Genomic DNA, 26119 nt, shown 5'->3' with positions numbered 1-26119 from the left:
TCCGGGAAAACGGGCGGGCCTTTTCTTTTGATCCCGATCGTGGTGCGGAAGCTCATTACCGCTCCCTTCTAGCTTCGCGTGAGACGCTGCAGTCGTGGCTTGAGGAGTCCATCGTCGCGGTAAGAAGTGTCAGCGCTGGCTCTATCGACGCGGCAGCAACCATTGCCTGTTTTTCCCGTTAACGGCAGGGGCGTGCGCACAGAGAAAGGAATTCCGATGAAGAAGATTGCAATGTCGGCATTGATGGTCTGCGCCCTCGGTCTGGCTTCGGTAGCCACGACGTCTCCCGCCGAAGCTCGTTGGCGGGGTGGTGGCTGGGGACCGGGTATCGCTGGCGGCCTGGTCGCGGGAGCCGTGATCGGCGGGCTTGCATCGTCGGCGTACGGCTGGGGACCCGGCTATGGATACTACGGTGGGCCCGGCTACTATGGCGCCGGTTATTACGGCGGCCCGTACGCTTACGACTACGGCTACGACGAGCCCTATCGCTGGGGCGGAGGCTACACCACCACCTACTACAGCGCGCCCGTTTCCTACGGCTATCGCTATCGTCGCGCCGTGCGACCCGCCTACGCATACTATGGGGGATCCTATCCGTTCGTTCGGCATCGCTGGCATCGCCACCACTGGTGAGGCCGGCCGATCGCATGCAAAGGAGGCCGCGCCAGATGGCGCGGCCTTTCTTTTATCGCCAGCCTACATGAGAGACGGCTCGCCCTCGCGCAGGACGGAACATTCACGCGGGAGACCGGGTCGCCCAAACTCACGGCGCATAGTTGCGCCTCGAAGGCAGGTTGATCGTTCACTCAGGTTTTGCCAATGTCATCATCCGACCCGATCAGGAGCGCGTACGACGGACGCCAACGAAGGCTGCTGGTGGTGCTGGCATTGGGGTTCGTCGTCTTCGCCGCCGCCGCGGCCGCTCTCTACTATCATGCAGCCCGAGATCCTCCGTATCGCGGTAGGCCCCGCGGGCAGCGACGACCATCGGGTGGTCGAGGCCATGGCCGATGCCTTCGGCGAGGAGAACAGGTCGGTCAGGTTATCTCCGATCACGACCGAAGGCGCGGCCGAGTCCCTCGCTCTGCTTGGCGCCGGCAAAGCCGATCTGGCCGTCGGTCGCGGCGATCTGAGCATGCCGACGGATGCGCAGATGTTGGCCGTGCTGCGGAATAACTACGTCGTCCTTTGGACGCCCTCCGGACGACCGGGCAAGGACTCCCGGAAGAAGGCAACTGGGAAGATCGCGGAGCTCGCCGATCTGGTAGGCCACAAGGTCGGCATCATCGGAAGGACCGGCGCCAATCTGGCGCTTCTGCGCACCGTTCTGATCGGATCTGGCGCGGAGCCCGATAAGGTTGCGACGGTCCAATTCGGGACCGACCAGATCGAACAGCTTGCGCGGGACATTACTCTCGATGCCTACCTCGCGGTCGGTCCGCTCGATAGCAGGATCGACTACACGACGGACGGTAGGATCGTCGGCGTCCGCGACTCGTTCTCCGCCTTTAGCGAGCCGTGCGGCGCATTTGGGCAGAGGTGACGGCACTCACTGGCATCACCGACGAAATGGTGGCAGGTCAAAGGTTCGACAACGCCGCGATCTCCGCCTTCGTCGATGAGACGGTGGTGATCTCAATCGCGCACAAACAGTGGCTTCGACCGAAAGTTCGCCGAACGCTACTGGCCCTGTTCGAGCACAAGGCCTGGGGCTGCAGCATGAGCGAAATCGACTAGCGAAAGCACGGCTTCGCGGGCTCGCAGCTCGGATATCTGCTAAATGGCACGGGCTACTTCCATCAGGCGCACCGGGCGGTCGACGATTGCCACGCCCTGCTGGAGGTGCTCGCCTTCGAACAGCCGACGACCGGATCGCCGGCGCTTGTGCTGTTGTCGGAGACCGCACGCAGACCGACCATGCGGGTCTGGGCGGAGCAGGCCGCGTTTCAGCTCAAGGATTCCCTGAAAAGCAGAGGGTACCGCTGGAATGACGGCAGCGACGGAAGACCCAAGTCCTGGTTCATCGATGTCGACGAGACCGCGCTAGAGGGCGAGATCGCGTTTCTTCGGACGGATATCTACACGCGCGAGGTTGAGCCGGCCGTGCAGAGACTGACCGCCTTCACCCGATTCTCCAGCTGCGTTTGAGGCGATCCGCGCGCGGTCACCGTGGCGCAAACCGGTTCAAATCGCGATTGTCCCTCTGCTGCGCACTTGGCATTTGCCCAGGAACGGATTGCCACTTGTTCCCGTTAGCCTCGTCGTACCGGATGGTCCGGCGGCACAGTAGAGGATACATCATGGAAAAGAAGATCGCCGGACTTTTGGGAGCGGTAGCCGCGCTAGGTACGCTGGCAACAGCGCAGGCTGCTCCGGTTCCCTCGGACGTGCTCAAGGCAGGTTCGTACGCCGACCTCCTGGAACCGATCCCGAACGCGGCGCGCACGCTGCAAGCTCTAGAACAGCATGCTGCTGCCCAGCCTGCTGATGTGAACGTCCAGGTGGCCCAGTTCTACCACCACCATCATCGCCATCACCATCATGGCTACTGGCACCACCATCATCACCATGGCTACTACCGCGGCGGTGTGGTCGTGGTTCCGCGCCGGCGTTTCTATCACCACCATCATCATCACCACCATCACCACAGCGGCGTATACTTCCGCTATTGATTACGTACGCGTGGCGGAAGGGCTTGCTTAGCCGGCCCTTCCGCCAGTCCTAGATCACCTGAGCTCGGCGGACGCCGATGATGGGTGAGCTGGATGTCCGCACATGCTGCTTTTTCCAGGGCTGGAACCGAGGGTTCGGATTCCCCGTTTTATTCGATACACGTCGGCACGGAGGGACTGCGCTTGCACACCGTCAAATACCGGTTGAACGATCCGCGCCTGGCTCCGCGCCGAACGAAACTCCAGATCCCCGGCTGGGCGGGCACGAGAGATCCTCGGAAGGATGGGTCGCACGAACAGGTCTGGCACTGCGTGCCATTCTCCGAAGGAGCGCAGTACGGAATCGAACTTTTCTACCCGTACGATAACGAACTGCGGGTCTCCACGAGAGACGGCACCCTGCACCTCGAGGGCGATTGGGGCGAGCCGCCAGTGCCAGGTTTGCAGTGGCCGCCCTTCCGAAACTTCGGTGATGGTTTCTACACCTACCAGTTGCTGTTAGACATGAAGGTCGAGAAAGGACTCGCCATCCGTACAGAACCTCATCCGCGCTTTTACACCGATCGCAGCGATAAGGTGCCGATCGCGGTGCCGGCCCTCGTTCGCAACTGGTGGCCCATGCTGTTCTTCTGCGTCTTCAAGTCCCCAGCGGAAGGCCGCACGCACGTCTTCCGCCCGGGCGAACCGTTCGCGCAGATCATCGTCATCCCAGAGGAGGCGAATTTCGAGCTCAGTCCGATGAGCGAAGAGGAAGCCGCGGAGCGCGAACTGCAATCCCGGCGCATCTACGCCAACCGGCCGAACCTCGCGGCCGGGACCGAGTGGACCTCCACGACAGATACGTCTTCGACGGAACGTACCGGCATCTCCATCGTGCAGCCAAGGACAAGGCGCGGCAGGACTGAGCGAGCTCTGCGAATTCATCGTCAACCTGATCGCCGATATCGGCTTCGGTAAGTTCGGTGAGACGGATTTCGCACCTGCCGCCCGGCTGACGCGCAAGCTCGGGTCCGAACTCTTCGCTTTCGAATACTATGCCAGTTTAGGCCAGATCGAGACTTCAAGTCGGTTGATCAGCAGCAGCACACGCTGTTCGCCGTGACCAACTTCAAGCTCGGCGAATTCGATGTGAACTTCGGGGTCGGTTACGGGTTGACGCCGGCATCCGACCAATAGGTCGCCAAGACGATTGCCGGCTACGCGTTCCCGGTACCGGGCACGAAGACGGCCGACCGTCCGTCCGATCAATCCGATGGCGCACGCTTCCCAGCGGCCCGCCCTCGATCAGGTTCTATTCCAATGATGAGACGCTTGCGATACGGACCGACAGCGAAGGCCTTCCACTGGACGATCGTCGCGTTGCTCCTGATCCAATATCCGATCGGATGGCTGATGCCGGATATCCATGGCGGGATGAAGCCGGGAGCCGCGATGACGTTTCACATCTCCATCGGGCTCATCATATTGGCGGCTACGCTGCTTCGTTTCGCCTGGCGTCTGACCCACCCCGTCGCCCCTGAGAGCTCTCTTCCTGCCTGGCAGAGGCTGTCATCGGAAGTCCTGCACTGGATGCTTTACGTCATGGTTTTGCTGACGACCTTGTCCGGCTGGTTGTTCGCATCCTTCCGCGGTTGGGCTGTCTCGATCTTCTACCTCTTTCCGCTTCCGATGCTTTCAGGTGCGAACCCCGCCGCAATCAAGTCTGTCGATGGGCTCCATCAGGCAGCCGAATGGACGTTGCTGGCTTTGATTATCTTTCACGTTGGAGCAGCTTTGCTACACCTTTTTCAATATCGGAACGGCGTCATGAAGCGCATGCTTCCTGGCCGGACAACGCCATAAGGTTAGCCGCCAACGCTATCGCGACTGGAATTAAGCGGTACTAGCAGCGCCACAAGCTGCCAGGCCGCGATGAGCGAGCGCTCGGCAAGCGCGGACTGGCGCTTTGCGAAGTTGCGCGTCGTCGAATTCACGGGCGAAGCTACCGCAAAATAGCCAATCGCGTCAGGCGTACGTGATCAGTCCTGCGAAGCTTTCGTCCATGTGGTCCTGATGGTGGCAGTGGAAGAAGGCCGGGCCGGGGTCATCGGCGACGAAATCGGTCTCAGCCGCCGAAGTATCTCGGCATGCTGATCGCGTCCCTGATCACTCCTGAGGTCGTCTCGTCCCCGACCTTCGCGATCTCGAAGGAGTGGCGGTGCAAATGCCCGGAAGCGCTCAACTGCGTTTACACGAACTTGGTGGGTGGGTTTTCGACGTCATTCTGGCCCCGCGCGGGTGCCGCTCGAAGGGCTCAACGCAAGTGAAAAGCCCGGCTCATCACCGGGCTTCTTAAGTCACTTTTGGCTTTGGCTCTTTGAGTGAGCCTGCTCGCTATGTTGGTGGGCAGTTTGGGAGTGTTGCTTTGCCGTGTTGGCGTGCTCCATGCCTTTTGCATGATCGCCCTTGCCGTGGTGCTCCGCGGCCGATCGATGCGCTTTGGCGGCGTTCTCGTGATGCTCGGCTGCCTTGTTGTGTTCTTCTCTTGCCATGTCGGAATCCTTCGTTGGTCGTCGCTCCCGGCTGATAAGGTCTCCATCTTGGTTTCGTTCCTATGCGGACGGTCGTGCTCTCTCCGTGCAGCGCCTTTGTCGCAGAGGATGCAAGCCGGTTCGGTCATAAGTCCTCCCGGATACCCCGAAAGAAGGGATGCCGCACCTTCCCCTCGGCTGATTTGGCGCGGTACTCGATCTCAGCCTGCACGTCAGGCTCGACCCAAATGGCCTTATAGGCAACGCGTTTGGTATAGGGCTGCGTTTTCCGGGTCAGGGGTGTGAGGCGCTTTCGCAAATCCGCAGCCGATGCCTTGTCGAAACCGTGGTCGACCTTGCCGGCATATATCAGCTCTTTTCCCTTGCGGCGCCCGACATAAATGCCGTCCCAATCGTTGCCATCGAGCGCAAAGCCCGCGATCGTGAGGGTCTCGCGTTGCGCGCAGGTCTTCTTGACCCAGTCCCGGCTACGTGAGCCAGTCGGTTAGATGCTATCTGCGACCTTCGAGACGACGCCCTCATAACCCAGCTTGCAGGCGTGCTTTAACATCTCGCCCCCGTCGACTTCGAAGCTCTCACTGAACTGGACGGCTGTGCCTGCAACGAGCTTTTTCAACGCCGCCTTGCGGTCCCGCAGCGGTAGCTTTCGCAGGTCGCGACCGTTGAGATAGAGCAGGTCAAAAGCGACCAGGACAATCTTGGCAGACTTGCCGCGGAGTTCGTTTTGCAACACGGAGAAATCGGTCGTTCCGTCGGCGGCTGGCACGACGATCTCGCCATCAATGATCGCGGACGCGGCGGATATGTGCCGGGCGTCCTCGGCGACTTTCTTGAAGCGTTTCGTCCAATCGTTGCCGCGGCGAGTATAGATCTTAACGTCTTCGTTAGCGAGATGCACCTGGACGCGATAGCCGTCGAACTTAATTTCGTGGTGCCAGCGTGAGCCAGTCGGCACCTTGTCGATTGGGGACGCCAAGGCCGGCGAAATAAAGCCGGGAAATGATGTCTTTGTCCCGATCGGCTCGGGCTTCCTCCGGTGAAACGCCACAACGCAACTCCACAAAACAATGAGCTGATTCAAACGGGCATGGTCACCATCGTTCCAGTCGGCAATTGGAACTGGCGATCTTACCTTGCGTTTTGCCAGAACGGCGAAGACAGCGAAGAAGCTGACCTGCAAGCCGCCGCGGAAGTCCGCCTGACCCTATAATAGGAGAGCCGCATGGATTTGAAAGAAGCCTCGGCGATGACGGAAGCCTCAGGGCTAATCGAGGAGCAGGACGGCAGCGGTCGGACTTCCGAAGCGCCCCGTCGACGGTCCCCGCAGCCTTCACAGGAAATCGCGCTGCGCTGGGCCGAGCGGCTTCGCGAGGTTGCCATGAAGGCGCCGTTGCAGTCGCTCTTCGTCGCCTTCCTGATCGGGATCTGGGTCGCGCGGCGGCGTTAACCGCGAACCGGCACGCGTCAAGGCCAGGAAGCTTAAGACGTTGCAGTCCTCGCTGGGGCGCCGGAAGCAATCTCTTTCACCAGGGCCTCGCCAAGCAGCCGAACGGTCCGAACGTTGCCGCACCAAGAGTCATGCCCGCTATGCAGGTTAGGAACTAAGGCCGGTGAGTCGCCGTTCCCGGATTTGCCGCAAGGAACGAGGCGGATGAGGGAGGCCATAATGGCAAAGAAAGCGAAGAAGCAAACGGCACGTGGCCGCAGGCAGGACAGGGCACGCGTCGCTGGCGGGCAGGACTACGAGGTGAGCTATGAGGCGAAAAAGACGGGGAAGTCTGTGGCCTCTGTGAAGAAGGCGGTCAAGAAGGTCGGTAACAGCCGCAAGCGGGTGGAGCGGCGGCTCGGATCAGCAATGAAGAAGTCCCTGGGCACGACGCGGGCACGTTAGCCTGCGTGCGCGAGGGGAAGCCGGCCGGTGGCGCCAGTCTTGTGTCCCCTGTCATCGAAGCCGCCTTGTGGATCATTCCGGGGTGGAGAAATTAGCGAGAGCAAATGAGTCGTCGACGATGGACACCTGAAGAAATCGAAAAGCTGAAAGCTATGATAGCTGCCCGAGCGAGTGCAAACCGCATCGCGGTAGCGCTGAAGCGACCGCTTAACGTCATTCGCGATCGTGCCCGCGACCTTGGTGTACGCCTACCGACAATGACCGAAGAGCGGAAACGAGTGAGGATGTTGCTCAACCAGAATGATCCTCGCCATCGCTAGAATTCCCAGGCCGCAATCGCTTTGGGAACCATGGTGACAGCCCTCGCTTGGTGGGTAGCGCTTCTCTCGAGGCGCCATCTCATGGATGGTTTCCAAGACTTGAGCGGCCCAGCCTGACAGGCTGGGTCGCTTTCTTTGGCGGTAAGAAACGATCCGGAGTCGGGAAAATTAGGCAATCAATGGCGCGGAAACCCCCGCATTGCCCATGCGCCGCGCCTTCATAGTCCCAGCGCTCCCTCCCCAGAGCGCTGGGACTTCTCAGCGCGTCCTCTCTCGCTGAGGCCGATCTTTGAGCGGCGACTGTCGTGGCGTCACCGGCAGATCTACGAGTTACATTCTCGGCTGGAAAGCATCTGCAAGAGAACTGCGCCCGAGCTATGAGCTGATTGCCGAGCGGGAGGGAAACGAACGGGGCGGTGCCCTGCTGGCACCCGATCTGGCTAGTGAAAATAGGTCATCCCTCCCGCCACGGCCGCGACAACGAAAGCCAAAGCGGCAGCGGCGATAATCCAAGACATGTCTTTGCGCTCTCTGGGGGTCATCAAGCTTTCCCTCTAGGGGTGGAGAAGTGAAAGCAGGCGTTGGCGGTTCTGCTCTCGGTCGAGCTGAATTTTGCGCATCACTTCGAGTTCGGCTTCAAGCTTGGTGACGTTTTCATTCAGCCGCTTCGATTCGATCAGCAACTCCTCAAGCTCAGCGAGCCGCCTTTCACCTTCGACCACGTCGAGTTCAACTTGCCTCAACTCGTCCATGATCGTGTCTTTATGCATCTTACTCCATCGCACCTGTGCGGTTACAGCCGTGGGCGGTGCTTGTGCGACTTTCCCCGGCTCGATTTCATCGCGCCGGATCCGCCCCGTTCCTTGGTGTCATTGAGGGTGACTCCGGGATTCACGGCTCCCGGACTAGTGTTGATGCGGTTCACTTGATCCCCATTCGAGACCCGGCGGTTGTCCTCACGCCATAAGGATTCCTGAGCGTATCGGAGGAGATACGCACCGGCGATGTGGTGGTGAATTCCGATCTCGGCAAGCCGCAAGCGGGAGAAGTATTTCTCAGCCATGTTAGTGCACGCGCCATCGAAGCCGTATGCCTCCTGATGGATGATTCCTTTGATCTCGAAACGCTCATGTAAGTTATCCCATGAAGCTGCTTCGTCCGCATGCACGATCGTCCCCTTCGCGATGCGGGCGCGAATGAATGAAGAGCCTTGGCTTTCTGAACTGAAAACGGCGGGGACGGAATTGCCGCCACGCTCGCGCACTACAACTACAACCTTGCGCTTGCCGTTCTGGTTCCTAGCGAAGCGACGGGCAACCCGCACGGTGTGGCGCGATACCCACTGTCTAACGTGGTCCGGTCATCGCATCAGCCTGATAGCACGTCGGTAAGGCGACCCTTTGCGCCTTTTGGCATCCAGCGGTCGGATAACGTCACAGGTCGCGTCGCTTCCGCCATGGCGGAGCTGCGCGGCTCAATGAGTAAGCGAATGAGACTCGTGGAGGCCAGCTTCCACAAACAGTGTTGCCGAACAGCACTGGCGGCCCAATAACGGCAGCTGCCAGCGCTTGGTTCCTACCACTGGCTGAATAGGACGCAGTCTGTGGGCCTAACCGAAAAACGGAAAGACGAACGAGCCGGTCTCTGGCATCCTTCCTGGTATTTCCAGTGACGAATCAATTTCCGGGGGAGGGGACATGGGACGGTGGTCCGCAGAGGAAGAGCGACGGCTTCTGCAGCTAGCACGAAACACTCATCTTACGCAGTGGGAGATTGGCCAGAGGCTCGGACGGAGTGAAGCGTCCGTACAACTCCGCTTGGCGATCCTTCGCAAGCGGATCGCTGAGAATGAATAAGACAGCGTCCTAGATTATAGGAGCTCCCCAACTGGCCGCCTTGTCGGCGTGCAGCAAGGGCATGGCCAAGATCAAGCATAATGCCGATGACGATGGTCGCGAGTGTTGCGTGTTCGAGTGCTTCAACTGCGGCTACACGGAAACGTCGGAGCCGGCAGTGCACGGGCGATAGCCAACAGGAAGGCCGTGCTGGGAATGGTTGGTGCGTCCGGCCCCCGAGGACCGCTAGCTTGGGAGATCGAGGCCGGGCGTCGTACCAATTTTTCGATCTGGACAGCGCGCTCGGCTTCGTGCGCCTTCTTCATCATCCTTTCGCGTTATGGCCCGGGCGGCAGGATGGCTGCTCTTGCGTGAGCAGCATCCGCCAGTTCAATAAGCCTGAAAGTTAGCGTGGTCGTTTGCTTGATGCGGTTGCGACGCTTCTTTTCCATGACGCTCACCAGGATCATCACTCAAAGCCAAAAAACTCCGATTCCCGGCGCTGGTTCGTTTGTTGCGTTGCATTTTGACATGTGAAAAATTTCCGGCGAGGCCGAACAATATTGGACGAGGTCTCGAAATTTGACCGTGATTCCTGTGACACCGCGCAGTATTCGGCCCAAAATCTGCGAACCGTCATTGGCTCTTGTATGCTGATCGGTCCGTTCTTCGGAACACCGTGGTTTCCGGATGCATGGCGCAATACTTCAGATACTGCTCTTTAGTGCCGCAGCGCCGGCGCTCGAGCTTGCCGGCGTAGCCGCGGCCGGTGAGGGTTTGCTGTAGCGTGAAGCCTTGCTCGAGGAGCCGCATAAATTCGTCGGCCGGGAAAACGAGCCGCCGCAACGGCTCAGTCAATGGCACGCCCAATCGCTCAAGCCGGGCTTTCCGGGCTTCCTCGCGCCGAGCGGTTTTAGCCGCTTGGCGGTTGGCGCGGGCGGCCTCGTGCGCCGCCCATTCCCGATTTTGCTTTCTCTGCTCGCGCGCCTTTTTAGCGTTCTTTTCCGATTTCGCGCGCAGCCGCTTTCCGAGCCGTGGGCTATCCCGCGTCGCGGTCGCAAGCCCGACAAATTTGATCAGCGCTGGCCGATCGCCGTCACGCTTGGTCACTTGGGCGATCGTCTTTCCGGCGTCGAGCGCCCGTTCCACGGCCACGATCTGCTCGGCGGTGTAGTGGCCGCGCTTGTCCCACTCGGCCCGGCAGGTTTTGCGCTCGCGCATAATCCACCCGTGGCGTTTCACCACCACGATTTTGAAATTGTCGGGCGTGAGCGCGTGGCCGCGCTTGCAGTGTGATTTAGGCTTTTGTTCTCCTGTCATAGGATCGCTCCATCACGCGCGGGATGCGCGCACGCGGAGCCGATTCCTAGAACTTCTTTCTCGCCAGACGGGGAACTGTGGGAACTCCCGAAATGCTTGCAATTCACCGGCAGGAACCGTGAGGCGACTCGGTACCCGTCTCTCCTAGAAAACTCGAACAGAACGATGACCGCCGCAGCCAGCGAGGAAACGCCCATGCAGATGGCCGTGCGGCTGAGCCCTGTTGCCGTAGTTTTACGGAAGCTGCCTAGTCCGATTGGGCATTGTCATTTTCAGTTCGCGATGCACAGTTTGACCAGCTTCGCGCATTTTGAGGAGCGACGGATGATTGATCAAAGAACCGCGCCTTATGCGGCGCTGCTATTGCGCGTTACTATTAGCGGATACTTTATCGCCGCGCTGTACGGCAAATTTTTTCTAAGAGGGATCAACGCCTGGTGGGGTGGGCTCGTGAAGGCCGGCTACCCGGAGTGGGTGCTTGCATACACCCTTACCGCCGAATTCGCGTCTGCAATTCTTCTACTGCTGGGCATCTACGTCCGTTGGGTCAGCCTTTACACGCTTCCAATGATGCTTGGAGCGACCCACTACTGGATGGTTCGCAAAAATTTCTGGTTCGTGGAAGGTGGATGGGCAATGCCATTCGCGTGGTCGGTGATGTTGCTTGTCCAGGCGCTGCTAGGAGATGGCGCGCTCGCATTGAAGATGCCGAACTTGCCGTGGGAACGTGGATATAAACAACGGACGGCGATCTAGCCCAAGTATCGCTGCAAGGTTGCCCGTCCGGCCATCCAGAAGGGCGCTTAACCTGCTTTGGTGCGGTTAGCGGCTTCTGCCTCTCGCGCAAGCCGTTCTGCCTTCAGGCGCTCTCGGTTCTCGTGGAATGCCTTTTGCGCTTTGGCGTAATCAGTCAGAGCTTCCTTGGCTTCTGCCTGCCTGAAGATCTTACGAGCTTCTCTTTCTGCCGCTGTCGGCGCGCTCCTTCGCTCTCGATCGTATGCCATTGCCGCAACCTCCTTTGGATCAACGAGCGGCGCCGGCTTTCGATCCTATCAGGGACGAAGGGTGCTCGTTTCGGCGGATCATTTACGGGTCCGGTCGCGCCGCACCTTTTGGAATTCGCCGGGCCCCTTGACGAGTTGGCGCTTACGGTCGGCTTGCTCCTCCGCGCTTGCGGTGCTGTCCGCTATTTTGTCGATTGCTTTGTCCGCCATGTCGCGAGCGCGCTGGCGCTGGGTGTCGCTCTTGGGTCGGACTCCAGTGGCTGAGGTCAAGGCGATCTCGACCAAGCGACGCAGAGCTTCCGAGCGATTCGGGCTGTCTGGCTGCTGCGCCGCCCATGCATCGAGGTTGGTCATGAACTCGTCGGAGAGTCGAAAGGTGCGTGCGGGATCTCTGCCGGTTGCTGGGCGGCCCGCCCCGGGTCTTTTCCCGCCCACCCGTTTTGGTATTGCCTTTTTCATAATTTGGTATTACCGTTTTCAGGCTTGAAAAGCAAGCGGCCCGCCGTCGTGTTGGAAGCGCGACGTCGGGCCTAGCCCAAAACATGGAGCGACCCATGCCTCAGGTTAATTCTGAGAATAGCACAGCTTTGCGTGTGCCCGACCAAGGGCCAGCTTACCACCCGACCGACATTCCCTCAGAGCAGATATTCAAGGCCATCTGGCGCCTCCGCCGTGAGGCCATGGACGAGATAGCCCGGCTCATTCGCTTCCTCGACGACACTGACAACCACATGGAGCGGGAGCCCGGACGACGACGAGCCGTGGCTTGGTTTCCAGGAGGCCTTTCCCGGTCTCGGTGCGGGCCGTGGAGGCAGTGGTGACGATCGCGAAATGGACCTTGGGACCTTCGACCGCATGCTGGATCAGTCTCATGCCTCTCGGCAGTGCCTCAGCGAGGAGACCGTATTGGTCGACGCCGAGCACGACACGGCGGATATTGAACCGAGCCTCGGCAGCCTTGACCAGAATGACAGCCAGGAGCGATGGGCCGCGGGCGGGCGGCGCGATGTCGAGGGCGACCCGGCGGAGACCGGCATCGGCGACTATGACGGCTTGCTCGAGCAGGCCGTCACCCAAGACTGGCAGCAGTGGACCATGGGGTGAGCAAGGAGCAGCTCCAAGACTGGCGCGGGTGCCTGCCGCACAGCGGCCGATAATGGCAGTCGTGCACTGGCGTGAGCTTGGCGATCAGGCCTGATTTTGAAGCTGCAACCCGCCGGCCTCAAGCGGCGGGTCGCGGCCGGAATCAAGTACCCGTGAAATGTGAGGCAATTCACACGCGGCCATCGCGAGTTGGTCTAGCCAAAGGGCGGGTGGCGATCGGTATCGGAGAATTCGTGATGCCGTATTTCAGCAGCCAAAGCTTATCAGTAGGATCCACCGCTTCAGCGCTCAGTATTGTCATCGTTGCCGCGTCTGTCTTTGCAGTCGGCTATGTGGACTGGTCATCCAGCGTCAACCTAAGCCAATTCATGAGCCGCACGGCCACCGCGGATTACTCAGCGCCGAATCCACTTCCCAAGGGGCGAACAGGTTGCCCGCAAGGCAATAAGCCACTGCCGGCGCTTTCCCTACCGGTCGAATGAATCAGCCTAACGACAGGACGACCGAAATAGCCTCCCAAGGAAACTACGCCGCCGGGATCTGAAATACATGCCCGGCGGCGTTCACTCCAAAAACCTGGGCCCTGAAATTCCCAAGCGCGAGCAAACGTCAATGCCTGCCCGCCGGTTGCTTCATTGGCGGAATTTTCGGCGTTTGATCAGTCTGATAAGCGGGCTAGTAACGGTGCCGGAGGCACTATTGGGCTCACATAAATAAGTCCCAGCGCCCCGGGGAAGAGCGCTGGGACTGATGGCGAGGGCAGCGGGCTTGGGGGCGGGGTTGCGCCGTCGCCAATTGCATAATTTTCCCGACGCTGGATCGTTCCTAAGCAATTTTGAGGTCCGCCGGAGGCCTGTCCGGGCAGAACAAATGCTGAAGCGCCGTGGACGATCCGTGTACTATCGACTCAACGGGACTAGACGGGAAAGCCTGGAATTCAAGGGGTTTCCTTAACACGAAATGCGACACGGGATTTATGAGAACAGAACGCGCATCGCATTAAAATAGATGGCGATCCCAGCAGGAGCGCTACGAGCAAATCAATTCAAGAACTTAGACTGGATAACAGCGTTAAGCGCGCTTGCCGCCGTTAAAGGCCTTTCGCGACCGGTGGCTAACGGAGGCAGGCTCTATGCAGAGGCCTCCAACCCGGCACAGCAATCCGAACCGGGATAGCGGCTACCCATGCCCGGCATCTCCGGCGCAGATTCGCCCTGGCTAAACGATCCCACAAGAATTGCCAAAAATATTGCAGGCATCGCTTGGGAATGTCCAAGCACCTTTTTTGAAGAGGGAGCCGGCATGGCAACCATCACACTCTTACGCCGACAGGCAGCCTCCGACTATTTGTTCGCGAAGCACGGCGTCGCCCGATCCCGCCAAACGCTCGCCAAGTACGCCTGCCTTGGAGTGGGCCCGACGTTCCAGTACTTGGGACGGGTTCCCGTCGATACGCCGGCCGCGCTCGATGAATGGGTCGACTCGATGCTCTCGGAGCCGACGCGGTCCAGTTCGAAGGCACCTCCGTCTGCTGCATGCGGAGGGCGGGATGACCGTTGAAGCAACTGCTTCCTGCTCAAACTGTAGGTTCTGGATCAGTAATCCCGCCAAGTTGCGTGAGACGGGCGGAAACTGTCGTCGGGATCCACCGCGGATCAAGGACGGCTGGCTGACTGGCCAGTGGCCGAGGACCGATTGCGACGACTGGTGCGGCGCTTGGGAGATCGGTCCGGAGTCGCACCTATGACAGACGCGAAGCCGATGCTGTACTTTGCTTTGGATTATGCGGCACGCGGGTGGGCTGTTTTCCCTTGCAGCCCTCTCACGAAGCGGCCTCTTGTCGGCCGGGATGAAGTCAACGGAGTCAAGGTCGACGGCACCGGGGGCGTCAAGAAGGCCACGAAGGACCGCCTCCAAATTGAAAAGTGGTGGTGCGATTGGCCCAACGCCATGATTGGTGTTGCGTGCGGCAGCGCTTCGAACATTTGGGCGATCGATCCTGATGCGCCGAAAAAGCTTGGCTTGCCGGACGGCAGAGCAAATTGGGCGGCCCTGCAGCAGAAGCACGGTTGTGCTTGGGTTGGCGACCTCGTCTTGGCCCCAAACCGCGAGCTGCCGCGCGAGTGCCGCTCGAAGTGGCTCAACACGAGGGAGAGCGATCCGACGCTCTCCGAAGGAGCGCTGCAACAAGAAAGCCCGGCTCATCACCGGGCTTCTTAAGTCACTTTTGGTTTTTGCTCTTCGAGTGAGCCTGCTCGCTATGTTGATGGGCAGTTTGGGAGTGTTGCCTCGCGGTGTCGGCGTGCTCCATGCCTTTCGCGTGGTCTCCCTTGCCGTGGTGCTCCGCTGCCGATCGATGCGCTTTGGCGGCGTTCTCGTGATGCTCGGCGGCCTTGTTGTGTTCTTCATTTGCCATGTCGGGAATCCTTCGTTGGTCGTCGCTCCCAACGCATAAGGTCTCCAGCTTGGTTTCGTTCCTATGCGCGCTATCGACCGGCGTTGGTGTCAATCGAGGATGACGAGTCCGATTGAACCCGCCCTCGCCATCATTCCCAACGCTACCTCTCTGGGGCGCTGGGACTTACTACAGCGGATTTTGGGTATTTTGGTGCAAACGCCACAAGGTTCATTCGTGAATGAGCCAAGCCACGGCTGCGATTAAGATTACAAAGGACACCACCGCTACGCTGACAAAGGCTATCTCGATGCCATTGAATTGGCGACGATCCGCGCGCATCGGCGACCTCCTATCTAGATAGGAGGGCGGGGACCGGGAGACATAAGCCAATCGGTCAAATGAGCGGTGGCTTCACTATGCCGCGCCTTTCTCAGGAGCGCTTCCCGCTCTCGACTTGGCGGAAGCGTTCTGGCCCGTTGGCGCAGCTCTTGGGCTTCTAGGGAAAGACGTTCTGCAAGGGGGATAATCTGCTTAACTCGGCGGCGTCGCTTCATGGCTCCTCTCTCCAAAGCTGACCGTGTCGAAAGCGGATTCAAAAAGCACCAAAAGCCAGAAAAGTTCCCCTCGACTTCCTCCAAACCCCTGGTGGGTCTATGCCGCCTAGAAATACTGGAACATCCACAGCTTCCAACGCATCTTCTAAAAATGAGCTCGGAAGATTATCTGGAAAGGGCTGAACACTACCGGCGCGCGAAGGAATCGGCGGTGGACGACTTCACCCGTTACTATTTGGAACGGATGGAGCGCAGCTACCGAGTGCTTGCTGACAGCCACGCCGTGCTAGACCGATCAAAAAAGACCCACAAGCACTAGACGAAGAGTGCGCCAAAAAGGACCAACAGCAACCGGACTGATTGCGTGTCTCAGTCTGAATTTCTTCGCGATATTTCTTGATGCCGCTCGGCAGGCCCACGTCTGCCGGGCTTGTGAGAATGTAATGAAAGAGGCCGTGATCGTCCTGATAAGCGGGCCAAGCCTGGCCAGTCTCCCAGGCATTGCTTTGGCACCGCGATACCCTAATCGCCTTCGGGCTCCTTGTGATTTGCCACGGCTTCATTGACCGTCCGACGGTCAAGCCGATCTTCTGGCGAAAGCCGGGAAACGGGACGCCAGATCTCTACCGGGATTTCCACATGGCCCTCCAGCGGCTTCCTGCCATTCCCACCATTGGTCGAAAGCGTCTGGTTCGAGATTTGCGAATTCACATATGTTATCCACGAAGTCGCCCTTTCCGCTGATGATGGAGAATGGGCGCCCGTCGAAAGAACGCGTGCGTGAGGTCATTCAGGAGGTCGATGCGCTGGACCTTCCCGATGGCGCCCATTGGGCTTTGATCCATGAAAAGCTCGGCCTCAGCTACGGCGAGGTGTTCGACTACATCGCAGAGGACCCTGCGTTCTTCGGCGCAACACCCCATCCCGAGGATTGAGCGGCGTTGGAACTAGGACACTGTTACAAGCGCGCTATTGCGGGAGGCTGAGAGAGGGGCGCAATATCGAGGCTGCCGACCTCCAAGAATTATGATCGGCGGATCAAGTGACGGCCCCCGCACCGGCCTCTCGGCCCCCAGAGGTGCTGGGGCCGCTTCTTTTTGACCACAGGAACAGGCGCGGCACGCCTCGGGTTGTCTGATCTCCCAGCGCAGTCCAGACAGCGTTGGGACGCAAAGTGTAAACTTGGCCCCCGGCGCTTCCAAGCTCTGGGGCCTTTTCTTTCTTTTAGGAACGGGCGCGGCGCGCGCCGAGTTGTTCTTGCGTTCGGGTGCTGCGCCCTGCCGGGCGGCATCTGAACTGATGAGCACAACAGCGGCCTCAGCGTGTGCCCCTCGCTGGGGCCGTTTCTTTGGGGATGGGTTGAACTTATAGCCCACTTTTCCACACAGAATCACAATAGGCGGCCTTACTTTTTTGTGTCGTTGTTCTCCTGACGTCGTCGGTCGGGCTGTTTTTTCTTCGGTGCTGCCTGCTTTGCCAGCTTTGATTTGGCAAGCAACTCGCGCAACCTGGATCTGGTCCGCTTGGCGGAGGTATTTTGCTTCTCGCCCCGTTTGCTACCCATTTGATCTTCTCGATGGAGATCCGGCCATCCTGTATGGGCTCGAACGCTCGGGCGTGCTCCATGATCCTGCGGGCGGCTTTCTCAGGGCCGGAGTAGGGGCGGTCACCCTTCATCTTTGTCATCGGGCCTTACGTATTTCCAGTCAGAGTAACCTTAGATGCCAGCCCAAAGGTGTACGAGCGCTTTGCAATGCTCACAATGAAAGCTTCCTGACTTGCTGATCGGAGCAACGTCGCGCTCCTGGACTGTCGAATATAACGCCCCGCAATCATGGCAATTGAAAAAGACCTTCATCCCCAATCCTTGCCTCGTCCAAAACGCCCTTTAGCCGCGTCCTGGGCGTGGTGCCAGTGCTCGATGTCGTGCGGCGTCAGGCCAGCATAGAACCGCTCCCAGACCTCCCGGAAGGCCGTCTTGGCGCCTTCCAGATCTGGCGCGCCTCCCGTGGCGTTGGATCCCCACGCCGCCGACCCGGCTGGGCTGATCGCGGCTGCCTGTCAAGTCAGCGTCCACCGGGTTCGCAAGGCGCTATCGGTAGCGAGCCAAAGACGTTCATGGAAATGCAAGCCAGGCGAAAGCATCGTGAGTTTTCTTCGAGCGTTTAAAGACAGAAGCATCCGCTGAGTGGCGGGCCTACGCCGAGCATCCCTTCACGAACGGACTGGCAGACGGCTCGCTCCCCGAAGCGGCTTTTCGTCTCTGTCTTGTTCAGGATTACTTGTTCCTCATCGAGTTTGCTCGCGCCTACGTGCTCTCAGTCTACAAGTCGCCCAAACTTGCCGACATGCGCGAGGCAGCGGCCGGCCTTTCGGCCATCCTTGATGTCGAGATGAACCTGCATGTGAAGCTCTGTGCCGGTTGGGGCCTATCCCTGAGCGACCTTGAGCAGACCCCTCCGGCGGCCGAAATGCTGGCATATACACGCTGTGTGCTCGACGCAGGAATGCGCGGCGATCTGTTGGCACTCAAGGTGGCGCTTGCCCCCTGCGTGATCGGCTACGCGGAGATCGCAACGCGGCTCGCCTTGCGCCCCGATGCGGACGCTGCGACGAACCCCTATCGCGCTTGGATCGCCGAGTACGCCGGCGCGCCGTACCAGCAGGTCGCGGCAAAAGCGCGGGCGCACATGGAACGTCTCGCCGATCTCTACGCCACGCCGGCCCGCGAGGCGGAGCTGATTGCGATCTTCAAGGAAGCCACCCGACTCGAGGCAGATGGGCTGGCGCGCGGGCCAGCGTGTTAAATAGCCCTTTCGGCAATCATCAGGCTCGCAACCTGAAGGACATAGGTTCAAATCCCATCGCTGAGGCGGACGCCGCGCAATACCAAGTAGTCTGCTTTTGAGATGGGTTGTATGTAAGCCCCCTCACAGGTGAGAGGGGTCTTTCGGCCTCGTCCGCTGAACTTCCCTTAGCGGCGGATCGAACGAGAAGAATGCGATCAGGCCACCGCGAGCGCCGAAACGGGCAGGGCGGTCACCGACTTGATCTTCTCCATCGCAAATCGCGAGGTCACATTCTTCAGCGCGATCGAACCGATCAGTCTCTTGTAGAACTGATCGTAGCTGTGCATGTCGGCGACGACGACGCGCAGCACGTAGTCGACATCGCCGGCCATGCGATAGAACTCGAGCACCTCGGGCATCGCGCTGACGACTGCTGCGAACTTCTTCAGCCACGTCCCGGAGTGATCATCGCTCTCGACCGACACGAACACCGACAGGCCGAGGCCGATCTTGTTCTGGTCGACCAGTCTCTGTGTTTCCGGGCGAGACGCAATAGTAATCCGTCTCCCTGTGGGCCAGGGATCGCGGCAACCGCGGTTAGCACACGCTCCCACCGCTTTGCCAGTCGCGGCCGTAGAAAGCCTTTGCTTTGACCAAGCCTTCAAAAATGGCCTCAGGCCGGGTTGAGAACGGCAGAAGCTCCAGCCACGGTTCAATAACTCGATCCTTAACAGGGGCGCGACGAATGATCGTCATGTCATCCTCCTTTGCGCGGCAGGGTCACCACACCATCGGTATGCTGAGTGATCGCAATACAGCGCCGCGACACGACATCAATTCGTACCGGACATCTTTTGCCCGCTCTCGAAGAACAAGTCCGACAACTGTTCAACCATCGGTGCCCTCCGTTTCGAGTCTAGCCCGTTCCGTACGCACAATAGAGCTTTGATGGTCGGAAGAGCCGGCAGATAATATTCCTTAGCTCTGATGACAGAGGATGGGATCATGCTTTCGGGCACAGCGGTCAAGCCGATGCCCGCCTCTGCAGCTGCAAGGTTGGCATGATAGTCAAGGCTCTTGAATGCAATCTTGAACGATACCCCGTGCTTGATCAGGGTTCGTATCATCCAGTCGTCTCCTGGCCAAACGAGTATCGGTAACGGCGCGCGGCGCTTATGACAAAATTCCTCGCTCGTATCCACACCAGAGGATCGTTGAATTCCTTCACTGCCAGCTGGTCTATGTCTTCTTCGATCGCGGGGTATTTGTAAAAACAGGCGACATCGATGTAGCCAGCCGATACACCCTTTGCAATCTGGATGGAGTGATCAGCCTGAATAAACGTGTCACCCGGAAATGCCGTTGGACGACTTTGAAGAAACCTTTGCACAAACACCGTGCTTAGACCCAACCTCAAGGGCGTGACGGTTTCAGCGGAACCGCTGAGGCGCAGCAATTGGTCATTGGCCTCCAATATCCTGCGCGCCTGTTGCAGGGCCAACTTACCGAAGTCCGTCACCGTCGTTCCGCTTGCGGTCTTCGTAAACAACTCACCGCCTAGCAAGCTCTGGAGCCGCTTTACTTGGGAGCTTACAGCTGGCTGGCTTAGTCCCAGACGGTCACCTGCTTTGGAAAGACTTCCGGTTTCTGCGATCGCGATGACAGTTCGAACGAGTTCAATGGGCACGTTTTGGTGCCTTCGCCACATCATGCCCACTCCATGACAATCAATCCAAGCGATCCCTTCTCGATCCCTTTGAAATCATCTCCGAATAGATCACAATGGGAAACGACAACGAATGCAACTAAACTCCTAATCAATCCTATCGAGCTGAGTCTGGATCGGCTCTATGGGCGAACGGAATCGGCCAATAGGGCGTCGACTTATGAAGAAGCTCTTTTCGACGACGGATGTTGATCCTCGGCACCGCTTTGACTATTGGCATAGCGTCGCTTGTGACAATCTTGTCGGTCATTCCTCAACGCCTGAATGCCGACAGACGTTCAATGCCGAACTTCGATCCGGCATGCTGGCTGGCACAGGACTTGTGCTGTTCGAGAATTCGGCGATGGACGTAGCCCGTACGGCTAAGCACGTGGCGCAGGCTCAAAGTGACGACTTGTTTATCTGCCATCAGACCGCCGGTTTGCTCACGCTCGAACAGGACGGCCGCCAACTCATTCTTGGTGTGGGGGACGTAACTCTCGTTGATCCAAACTTGCCATATGCAGCAAAATTCTCGGCGGCTTCAAAGTTGCTTGTTGTCAAAGTCGCGCGGGGCGCGCTCGAAGCCCGTGTGGGGAGGATTCGCGATCTGACCGCGATTGCGTTGAGGCCATCCAATCCCAACAATCGTTGGACCTCGTCGTTCCTGGCGATGCTGCCCAGTATCTCGGATCGGCTGACGTTCACCGCACAGGAAATTGCCAGCAATCAGATTGTCGATCTAGTTGCAATGTCGCTACTCGGTACCTACGGCTCATCAAGGTCACGCATTTCTTCGTGGGCGTTGTCGCTGTTGCGCGTGCGTTCAGCAATTGAAGCGCGCTTGAGCGACCCTAAGCTCAATGCCGCGACCGTGGCCGAGGCTGCCGGAGTGAGCGTCCGTCACGCCAATGACCTACTCGCTAAGGAGTGCACCTCGATCATGCGGCTTGTATTGGCCATGCGGCTCCAACGCTGCCGACAAGCGCTGGAAGACCCGCTGCAAAACCATAGGACGGTGAGCGAAATAGCGCGAGGCTGGGGCTTTTCGGACATGACTCACTTCGGCCGAAGCTTCAAGGCCATGTACGGTGTGCTCCCGCGCGACTTCCGGAAGGCGGGAAACCCTAAGCGCAGTCTGCTCACATCTGGAGACTCCACGTCCTGAAGGAGAAGTCCGGCTGCAACGGCAATGCCGGACTGCCGACTCGTCGTCGTGCCGGGCGTCCGCGACTCGGTGAACGTGGAATGCCGCAACGTTACGTTGGACATTATTGCGCCTGGTTCGGTGAAATAGGCGCCCGCGAGAAGTGATAGGCCCGCCCGCAAAAACGTGATTTGTAGATATCCTCGCCGACGGACGAACCGAACGGCGCACGCGGGATCACGGAGCATCATCGGAAATTCAATGAATCTCGAATTGCCGGCCCCGCATGCCGGCTATTTTTACCCACCAGCACAAACGCCTCTCCCAGCGACTCCAGCACCGACGCGATCAGGAAATTGCCGGAAAGGGTTACCAGATTGGCCTCGGAGGGTTTGGTGCTGATGAAAAAGTCTCCTGACTCATCGCATCAAACAGTTGGTGGTAACGCGCGAGCATCGCGTCAACCGGCCGGGATGATGAAAAGCGTGGCTGCCGCCGCAGTCTCCGGACGCCCGAACACAGGGGAGGCGCCATAACCATGGCCGGCTTTGCCATGCGCTCGGTCAGGTGATCGGAAAGCCCTACGCTGATCGTGCTCGTGGAAATGTGGATAGCATTCCGGCGAAGCACGGAAAGCGCGCCGTAGTCTCCGAACACGACGTCCTCAACGGCGGGGTCGTCGGCGAGTATTGTGATGATAATTTCGCCTTGGCAGGCATCGACAACGCGATAGACGATTTGCGCGCCCTCGCGCGCCAGGGTTTTAACGTTGCTACGCGCGCGCGTGCTGAATTGTTCGGCGATCGCCAGGGGTCGATCGTTCGGTGGCAACAATGCTGCCGCTCGTCCAATTTGGAGCGAGTCTGGAGAATCCGTGGGCAATAGCTGAAATTGACGGTCGTCAAGGCGGCGCTTGTTGCATCGAGGTGTGATGAAAGTGAGTTGCTGCCCTCGAAACCGATCAACTGCACCGGGCACAACAATCATCACAGGAGTTCGACCCATGGTGAAATCACCCATTACGGGCGGAGGCGTACGGCTTCGTATCAACGGGTCCGAGCATCTGCTGCAGATCGAGCCTCGGGTCACGCTATTGGATGCGCTGCGAGAATACGTGCATCTCAACGGTACCAAGAAAGGATGCGATCAGGGCCAGTGCGGCGCTTGCACGGTTCACGTCGATGGACGGCGCGTCCTCGCTTGCCTGACGCTTGCGTCGCAGGTCGAAGGGCTGGCGATTACCACGATCGAAGGTTTGGCAGTCAACGGCAGCCTGCACCCGGTGCAGGAGGCGTTCATCCGTCACGATGCCTTCCAGTGCGGATATTGCACTTCTGGTCAGATCATGTCCGCTGTCGGCTGCATTGACGAAGGTCGGACCGAATCGGACACGACCGTCCGCGAATATATGTCCGGCAATCTGTGCCGTTGCGGCGCCTATCCGCACATTGTCGCGGCCGTGCGCGACGCAGCGCAGGCGATGGATTCGGGAGAGGGGCGATCACGATGAATAATTTCGAATATGTTCGGGCCACCGCTATTCCCGACGCACTGAAGGCTGTTGCCCGCCAGACTGGTTCCCGCTTCCTCGCTGGCGGCACCACAATGGTCGACCTCATGAAATGCGGGGTAGAGCTTCCTTCGGCGCTCATCGACATTACACGCTTGCCCGGCCTCGATACCATCGAAGCTGGTCCGACGAGCGTGCGCATTGGCGCTCTCTCAAGAATGAGCGATGTCGCCGATCACCCCACGATCCGAAAGGAATTCCCGGTTCTGTCGGAATCGCTGTGGCGCGGCGCCTCGGCCCAACTACGCAACATGGCCACCATCGGTGGCAATCTCATGCAGCGGACACGGTGCAGCTATTTCCGCGAACCAGGAGTTTACGGCGCCTGCAACAAACGCGATCCCGGTTCGGGTTGCGCAGCCCTTGAGGGCATTAACCGCGGCCATGCCGTCCTGGGCACGAGTCCAAGCTGCATCGCCACTAATCCCGGTGACTTTGCAGTTGCTCTCGTCGCCTTCGACGCTACTGTCCATGTTGAAAATGGAAAGGCACAACGTCGCATCCCGATCGATGACTTCTTCCTCCTGCCCGGCGACACGCCCGATCTTGAGCACCCGCTCTCATCCGACGAGTTGATCGTCGCGGTCGAGGTTCCAACCTCCTCCGCGCTGCGCCGCTCGCACTACCTCAAGGTGCGCGACCGCGAGTCTTACGAGTTCGCGGCGGCAAGCGCCGCTGTCGGCTTGGAACTCGAGGCGGACGGTCGCACGATTCGTGACGTCAGGATTGCGCTCGGCGGCATCGCCACGAGGCCGTGGCGGGCTCGTACCGCCGAAGAGGCGCTCGTCGGACGTACTTTCGACGAGCCGACCGTGCGGGGCGCAAGTCGCCTGGCCATTGAAGGCGCCGTCGACCATGGCGAAAATCGTTTCAAGATCGACTTGGCTCCCCGCGTCGTCGCGCGTGCGCTGCTGACCGTTGGAGGGATCACCTGATGGCTGTCCCAAATTCTGAATCGCTGAAGAGTAACGGAACGTATCTTGGTCGTCGCATCGCGCGTTCCGATGGCGTCGCGAAAGTGACCGGGCGAGCCGACTACGCCCTCGAACACGATTTGGCAGGCACAGTCCATGCCGTGATCGTCGAGAGCACCGTGCCATCGGGGCGCATCGGAAATATCGATCTTGCCGCGGCGCGGACGATGCCAGGTGTGCTGCGGATCTTGACCCATGCCGACGCCCTACCGCTCAAGAGCTGTCCCATGGTTCCCGCAGGTAGCGTGATGGAGAGCTTCTTGCCGCTTCAGGACGATCGCATCCGGTACAACGGTCAACCGATTGCCCTTGTGGTCGCCGATAGCTTCGATCATGCGACCGAGGCTGCAGGCCGCGTGCGCATCGACTACAAGACCGAGCTGGCCGTCGCCGACATCGATGACCCAACGGCTACATTGATCGACGTCCCCGGGGCGCCGTCATCGGGTCTGGCCCGGGGCGACGCAAAAGGTGCACTGGCGGCGGCAGCGGTGCGCATGGACGTCGTCTACACCACGCCGCGCGAATATTCTTGTCCGATGGAGCCGCTTGGAGCAATCGCAGCCTGGGGCAATGACGGCGGTCTGACCGTCTGGATGCCGAGCCAATGGGCAGAGGGTGCACGAAGGGCATTTTCTGACTGGTTTGCAATTCCGATGAACAAGGTGCGCGTCGTTTCACCATTCGTGGGCGGTGGCTTCGGAGTCAAGGTCACAGCTCACGCGGACTCGCTCCTCGCGGCGATGGCTGCGCGCGAAATGCGACGACCGGTAAAGCTGGCGCTGTCGCGTCCACAGAATTTCACTGGCAACGGCTTACGGCCCGCGATACGGCAGAAGCTTACGCTGGGCGCCAGCGAGGACGGAAAGTTGCAGGTGCTCATTCACGAGAACACCAGTGAGACCTCCGTCGATGACGATTATGTCGAGGGTGGCGCGGCCACCGCCAGGGTCATGTATGCCGTACCGAACCTGAGTTCGACGCAGAAACTGGTGCGGGTCAGTTCCTTTACTCCGAGTTGGAAGCGCGCGCCCGGAGAAGCGATCGGTGCCTATGCTCTCGAAAGCGCGATGGATGAACTTGCCTACAAGCTCAAGCTCGATCCGATCGAATTGCGGCTACGCAACTATGCCAGCCAGGATCCTGAATCGGCGAAACCCTGGTCGAGCCGCCGGCTCCGCGAGGCCTATGAAGCCGGCGCGCGGGCGTTTGGCTGGGAGCGACGCTCGCCGGAGCCGCGTTCGATGCGGGATGGCCGTGAATTGATCGGATGGGGCATGGCGGGAGGAGCTTTCCCGAACGTGCACACGCCCGGCGAGGCGAGGGTCACGATTGCCGCCGATGGTTCGATCGAAGTTGCATCGAGCGGCGCGGACATCGGTGGCGGTACCTACACCATCCTTGCTCAGACAGCCGCCGACGCGCTCGGCGTGCCATTCGAACAGGTGCGCGTTCGGCTCGGCGACACCAGCCTGCCGCGCGCACCGGTCGCCGGAGTTTCACAGATTGCCAATCTCCTCACCGGCGCCGTGGACAAGACCGCACGCGCCGCTCGCGAGGAGCTGTTGACGCTCGCGTCCAGTCATGCTGGTTCACCGTTCAAGGCCAAGCGAGTGAACGACTTCACGATCAAGGATGGAAAGATCGCGCCGACGGATGGCTCCGCAGAAGCCGTCATGATTTCTGAGCTGATGCGAATGGTCGGTCGTGATCGGATCGAGGTCACGCGCAACACCATGCCGGCCGAAAAGGCGTCATCCGAAGCAGAGCAGCGCGACGCTTATGATAGCTTCAAATATATGGGTCCACCATCGTCTACCCACGCGACTTATGCATGGTGCGCGCAATTCGTGGAGGTTCGTGTCGACGAGGACTATGGAACCGTGCGTGTCCGCCGCATGGTTGGAGCCTTTGATTGCGGCAGGCTCTACAACCCCAAGCTCGCCGAGAGTCAATGGAAGGGTGGCATGATCATGGGAATGGGAGAAGCGCTTCTCGAAGCCATACACATCGATCGCCGCTATGCGCGAATCACCAACAATAACCTTGCTGATTACGTCGTGCCGGTGAACGCCGATGTACCTGATATCGAAGTCATTTCAGTCGGCGAGCCCGACTTTCACGCCAGCGCCCTCGGCGGCAAGACAGTTGGTGAAATCGGCGTAGTCGGCGCCGCTGCGGCCATCGCCAATGCCGTGTTCCATGCCACCGGCAAGCGGGTACGCGACCTGCCGATCACGATGGAGAAGCTGATGTAGGTGCGCGATCGGCCAATATTGACGCCGCGTCAAGGTGCAAGTCTCCG

Annotated in this window: 31 protein-coding genes, 1 tRNA gene and 5 pseudogenes; 22 read left to right on the top strand and 15 right to left on the bottom strand. The window is 59.5% G+C overall.

Going from position 1 to position 26119, the window contains the following annotated elements:
* Nucleotides 1-216: 216 nt before the first annotated feature.
* The 7 genes and pseudogenes from ALC15_RS02660 (at nt 217) to ALC15_RS02635 (ending at nt 4514) form a co-directional block, all read left to right on the top strand.
* Nucleotides 217-633: a hypothetical protein gene (locus tag ALC15_RS02660; RefSeq protein ID WP_063781773.1), complete on the top strand. Its 417-nt coding sequence runs from the start codon at nt 217-219 to the stop codon at nt 631-633.
* Nucleotides 634-819: 186 nt separating this feature from the next.
* Nucleotides 820-1456 (top strand): annotated as a pseudogene (locus tag ALC15_RS44500) (ABC transporter substrate-binding protein); the annotation flags it as partial.
* 83 nt (nt 1457-1539) lie between these two features.
* Nucleotides 1540-1737 (top strand): hypothetical protein, encoded by a 198-nt coding sequence (locus tag ALC15_RS47490; RefSeq protein WP_162240466.1) that lies wholly within the window; start codon nt 1540-1542, stop codon nt 1735-1737.
* A gap of 105 nt (nt 1738-1842) precedes the next feature.
* The gene (locus ALC15_RS47485; protein WP_162240465.1) at nt 1843-2148 is read left to right on the top strand and encodes a hypothetical protein; all 306 of its coding nucleotides are present in this window, start codon (nt 1843-1845) and stop codon (nt 2146-2148) included.
* Nucleotides 2149-2300: 152 nt separating this feature from the next.
* Nucleotides 2301-2672, top strand: coding sequence for a hypothetical protein (locus tag ALC15_RS41400; RefSeq protein WP_094193652.1), 372 nt, complete (start codon nt 2301-2303; stop codon nt 2670-2672).
* 183 nt (nt 2673-2855) lie between these two features.
* A pseudogene (locus ALC15_RS02640) lies at nt 2856-3577 on the top strand (hypothetical protein).
* A 394-nt stretch (nt 3578-3971) separates the two neighbouring features.
* Entirely contained in the window at nt 3972-4514 is a 543-nt protein-coding gene (locus ALC15_RS02635) for a cytochrome b (protein ID WP_050625941.1), read from the top strand.
* 162 nt (nt 4515-4676) lie between these two features.
* Here ALC15_RS02635 and ALC15_RS47795 read toward each other — a convergent pair.
* From ALC15_RS47795 to ligD, 3 genes and pseudogenes are all read right to left on the bottom strand, one after another.
* A pseudogene (locus ALC15_RS47795) lies at nt 4677-4736 on the bottom strand (hypothetical protein); the annotation flags it as partial.
* Nucleotides 4737-5008: 272 nt separating this feature from the next.
* Nucleotides 5009-5203, bottom strand: coding sequence for a hypothetical protein (locus ALC15_RS41385; protein WP_094193624.1), 195 nt, complete (start codon nt 5201-5203; stop codon nt 5009-5011).
* A 124-nt stretch (nt 5204-5327) separates the two neighbouring features.
* A pseudogene (ligD, locus tag ALC15_RS02630) lies at nt 5328-6251 on the bottom strand (non-homologous end-joining DNA ligase).
* Between the two features lie 174 nt (nt 6252-6425).
* Between ligD and ALC15_RS02625 the strand changes: the two are divergent.
* Nucleotides 6426-6650, top strand: coding sequence for a hypothetical protein (locus tag ALC15_RS02625; RefSeq protein ID WP_050625940.1), 225 nt, complete (start codon nt 6426-6428; stop codon nt 6648-6650).
* A 219-nt stretch (nt 6651-6869) separates the two neighbouring features.
* Nucleotides 6870-7094 (top strand): DUF3606 domain-containing protein, encoded by a 225-nt coding sequence (locus ALC15_RS02620; RefSeq protein WP_050626103.1) that lies wholly within the window; start codon nt 6870-6872, stop codon nt 7092-7094.
* Between the two features lie 874 nt (nt 7095-7968).
* On the opposite strand, the gene ALC15_RS02615 is transcribed toward ALC15_RS02620, so the two are convergent.
* From ALC15_RS02615 to ALC15_RS02600, 3 genes are all read right to left on the bottom strand, one after another.
* On the bottom strand, nt 7969-8184 hold the full coding sequence (locus ALC15_RS02615) for a hypothetical protein (RefSeq protein ID WP_050625939.1): 216 nt from the start codon (nt 8182-8184) through the stop codon (nt 7969-7971).
* Between the two features lie 23 nt (nt 8185-8207).
* The gene (locus ALC15_RS02610; protein ID WP_050625938.1) at nt 8208-8738 is read right to left on the bottom strand and encodes a transposase; all 531 of its coding nucleotides are present in this window, start codon (nt 8736-8738) and stop codon (nt 8208-8210) included.
* Between the two features lie 1147 nt (nt 8739-9885).
* Nucleotides 9886-10569, bottom strand: a complete 684-nt coding sequence (locus ALC15_RS02600; RefSeq protein WP_050625937.1) for a hypothetical protein — start codon at nt 10567-10569, stop codon at nt 9886-9888.
* Between the two features lie 165 nt (nt 10570-10734).
* On the opposite strand from ALC15_RS02600, the gene ALC15_RS02595 reads away from it, so the two are divergent.
* Nucleotides 10735-11325 (top strand): DoxX family protein, encoded by a 591-nt coding sequence (locus tag ALC15_RS02595; RefSeq protein ID WP_244485895.1) that lies wholly within the window; start codon nt 10735-10737, stop codon nt 11323-11325.
* Nucleotides 11326-11372: 47 nt separating this feature from the next.
* On the opposite strand, the gene ALC15_RS41380 is transcribed toward ALC15_RS02595, so the two are convergent.
* Both ALC15_RS41380 and ALC15_RS02590 read right to left on the bottom strand, forming a co-directional pair.
* A complete protein-coding gene (locus ALC15_RS41380; protein WP_094193623.1) occupies nt 11373-11573 on the bottom strand; it encodes a hypothetical protein in 201 nt (66 codons plus the stop codon).
* A gap of 78 nt (nt 11574-11651) precedes the next feature.
* Complete coding sequence (locus ALC15_RS02590; RefSeq protein ID WP_050625936.1) at nt 11652-11927, bottom strand: hypothetical protein; 276 nt, start codon at nt 11925-11927, stop codon at nt 11652-11654.
* A 477-nt stretch (nt 11928-12404) separates the two neighbouring features.
* Between ALC15_RS02590 and ALC15_RS02585 the strand changes: the two genes are divergently transcribed.
* From ALC15_RS02585 to ALC15_RS02580, 4 genes are all read left to right on the top strand, one after another.
* On the top strand, nt 12405-12677 hold the full coding sequence (locus ALC15_RS02585; RefSeq protein ID WP_050625935.1) for a hypothetical protein: 273 nt from the start codon (nt 12405-12407) through the stop codon (nt 12675-12677).
* Between the two features lie 236 nt (nt 12678-12913).
* On the top strand, nt 12914-13159 hold the full coding sequence (locus tag ALC15_RS43065) for a hypothetical protein (RefSeq protein ID WP_128089417.1): 246 nt from the start codon (nt 12914-12916) through the stop codon (nt 13157-13159).
* Nucleotides 13160-13862: 703 nt separating this feature from the next.
* On the top strand, nt 13863-14237 hold the full coding sequence (locus ALC15_RS45390; protein ID WP_210168575.1) for a hypothetical protein: 375 nt from the start codon (nt 13863-13865) through the stop codon (nt 14235-14237).
* A 183-nt stretch (nt 14238-14420) separates the two neighbouring features.
* Nucleotides 14421-14897, top strand: coding sequence for a bifunctional DNA primase/polymerase (locus tag ALC15_RS02580; protein WP_050625934.1), 477 nt, complete (start codon nt 14421-14423; stop codon nt 14895-14897).
* A gap of 1 nt (nt 14898) precedes the next feature.
* Here ALC15_RS02580 and ALC15_RS02575 read toward each other — a convergent pair whose 3' ends face one another.
* Nucleotides 14899-15093 carry a hypothetical protein gene (locus ALC15_RS02575; RefSeq protein ID WP_050626101.1) on the bottom strand — a complete coding sequence of 65 codons (195 nt, stop codon included), beginning with the start codon at nt 15091-15093 and terminating at the stop codon, nt 14899-14901.
* A gap of 534 nt (nt 15094-15627) precedes the next feature.
* On the opposite strand from ALC15_RS02575, the gene ALC15_RS43055 reads away from it, so the two are divergent.
* On the top strand, nt 15628-15948 hold the full coding sequence (locus ALC15_RS43055; protein ID WP_128089415.1) for a hypothetical protein: 321 nt from the start codon (nt 15628-15630) through the stop codon (nt 15946-15948).
* Nucleotides 15949-16151: 203 nt separating this feature from the next.
* Here the strand turns inward: ALC15_RS43055 and ALC15_RS43050 are convergent, their stop codons facing one another.
* A complete protein-coding gene (locus ALC15_RS43050) occupies nt 16152-16340 on the bottom strand; it encodes a hypothetical protein (RefSeq protein ID WP_128089414.1) in 189 nt (62 codons plus the stop codon).
* A 2-nt stretch (nt 16341-16342) separates the two neighbouring features.
* Between ALC15_RS43050 and ALC15_RS02570 the strand changes: the two genes are divergently transcribed.
* The 3 genes and pseudogenes from ALC15_RS02570 to ALC15_RS44000 all read left to right on the top strand — a co-directional run bounded on the left by ALC15_RS02570 (nt 16343) and on the right by ALC15_RS44000 (nt 18501).
* Nucleotides 16343-16564: a hypothetical protein gene (locus ALC15_RS02570; RefSeq protein ID WP_050625933.1), complete on the top strand. Its 222-nt coding sequence runs from the start codon at nt 16343-16345 to the stop codon at nt 16562-16564.
* A gap of 1218 nt (nt 16565-17782) precedes the next feature.
* Nucleotides 17783-18440: pseudogene (locus tag ALC15_RS02565) on the top strand (TenA family protein); the annotation flags it as partial.
* A tRNA-Ala gene (locus ALC15_RS44000) sits at nt 18425-18501 on the top strand. The pseudogene ALC15_RS02565 and the gene ALC15_RS44000, both read left to right, overlap by 16 nt.
* Before the next feature lie 132 nt (nt 18502-18633).
* Here the strand turns inward: ALC15_RS44000 and ALC15_RS02560 are convergent.
* The 4 genes from ALC15_RS02560 to ALC15_RS45840 all read right to left on the bottom strand — a co-directional run bounded on the left by ALC15_RS02560 (nt 18634) and on the right by ALC15_RS45840 (nt 20105).
* On the bottom strand, nt 18634-19083 hold the full coding sequence (locus tag ALC15_RS02560) for an Lrp/AsnC family transcriptional regulator (RefSeq protein ID WP_430649134.1): 450 nt from the start codon (nt 19081-19083) through the stop codon (nt 18634-18636).
* On the bottom strand, nt 19016-19174 hold the full coding sequence (locus ALC15_RS45850) for a hypothetical protein (protein ID WP_244485894.1): 159 nt from the start codon (nt 19172-19174) through the stop codon (nt 19016-19018). The genes ALC15_RS02560 and ALC15_RS45850 overlap by 68 nt, the downstream gene beginning before the upstream one ends.
* A gap of 77 nt (nt 19175-19251) precedes the next feature.
* Nucleotides 19252-19545 carry a type 2 periplasmic-binding domain-containing protein gene (locus ALC15_RS45845; protein ID WP_244485893.1) on the bottom strand — a complete coding sequence of 98 codons (294 nt, stop codon included), beginning with the start codon at nt 19543-19545 and terminating at the stop codon, nt 19252-19254.
* Nucleotides 19542-20105: a LysR family transcriptional regulator gene (locus tag ALC15_RS45840; protein ID WP_244485892.1), complete on the bottom strand. Its 564-nt coding sequence runs from the start codon at nt 20103-20105 to the stop codon at nt 19542-19544. Before ALC15_RS45840 ends, ALC15_RS45845 begins: the two co-directional genes overlap by 4 nt.
* A gap of 199 nt (nt 20106-20304) precedes the next feature.
* On the opposite strand from ALC15_RS45840, the gene ALC15_RS02550 reads away from it, so the two are divergent.
* Nucleotides 20305-21291 (top strand): AraC-like ligand-binding domain-containing protein, encoded by a 987-nt coding sequence (locus tag ALC15_RS02550; RefSeq protein ID WP_063781771.1) that lies wholly within the window; start codon nt 20305-20307, stop codon nt 21289-21291.
* A gap of 348 nt (nt 21292-21639) precedes the next feature.
* Here ALC15_RS02550 and ALC15_RS02545 read toward each other — a convergent pair whose 3' ends face one another.
* Nucleotides 21640-22290 (bottom strand): NAD(P)-binding domain-containing protein, encoded by a 651-nt coding sequence (locus ALC15_RS02545; protein WP_128089413.1) that lies wholly within the window; start codon nt 22288-22290, stop codon nt 21640-21642.
* Here ALC15_RS02545 and ALC15_RS02540 point away from each other — a divergent pair.
* Genes ALC15_RS02540 through ALC15_RS02530 form a run of 3 tightly spaced genes read left to right on the top strand, consistent with a single transcriptional unit; the run spans nt 22274 to nt 26072 of the window.
* Nucleotides 22274-22780, top strand: a complete 507-nt coding sequence (locus ALC15_RS02540) for a (2Fe-2S)-binding protein (RefSeq protein WP_050625930.1) — start codon at nt 22274-22276, stop codon at nt 22778-22780. The two genes, ALC15_RS02545 and ALC15_RS02540, sit on opposite strands and share 17 nt — an antisense overlap.
* On the top strand, nt 22777-23775 hold the full coding sequence (locus ALC15_RS02535) for an FAD binding domain-containing protein (protein ID WP_050625929.1): 999 nt from the start codon (nt 22777-22779) through the stop codon (nt 23773-23775). Before ALC15_RS02540 ends, ALC15_RS02535 begins: the two co-directional genes overlap by 4 nt.
* A complete protein-coding gene (locus tag ALC15_RS02530) occupies nt 23775-26072 on the top strand; it encodes a xanthine dehydrogenase family protein molybdopterin-binding subunit (protein WP_050625928.1) in 2298 nt (765 codons plus the stop codon). The genes ALC15_RS02535 and ALC15_RS02530 overlap by 1 nt, the downstream gene beginning before the upstream one ends.
* Nucleotides 26073-26119 lie beyond the last annotated feature (47 nt).

Source organism: Bradyrhizobium viridifuturi (assembly GCF_001238275.1).
Taxonomy (GTDB): Bacteria; Pseudomonadota; Alphaproteobacteria; order Rhizobiales; family Xanthobacteraceae; genus Bradyrhizobium; species Bradyrhizobium viridifuturi.
This window is presented reverse-complemented; position numbering and strand designations above follow the sequence as displayed.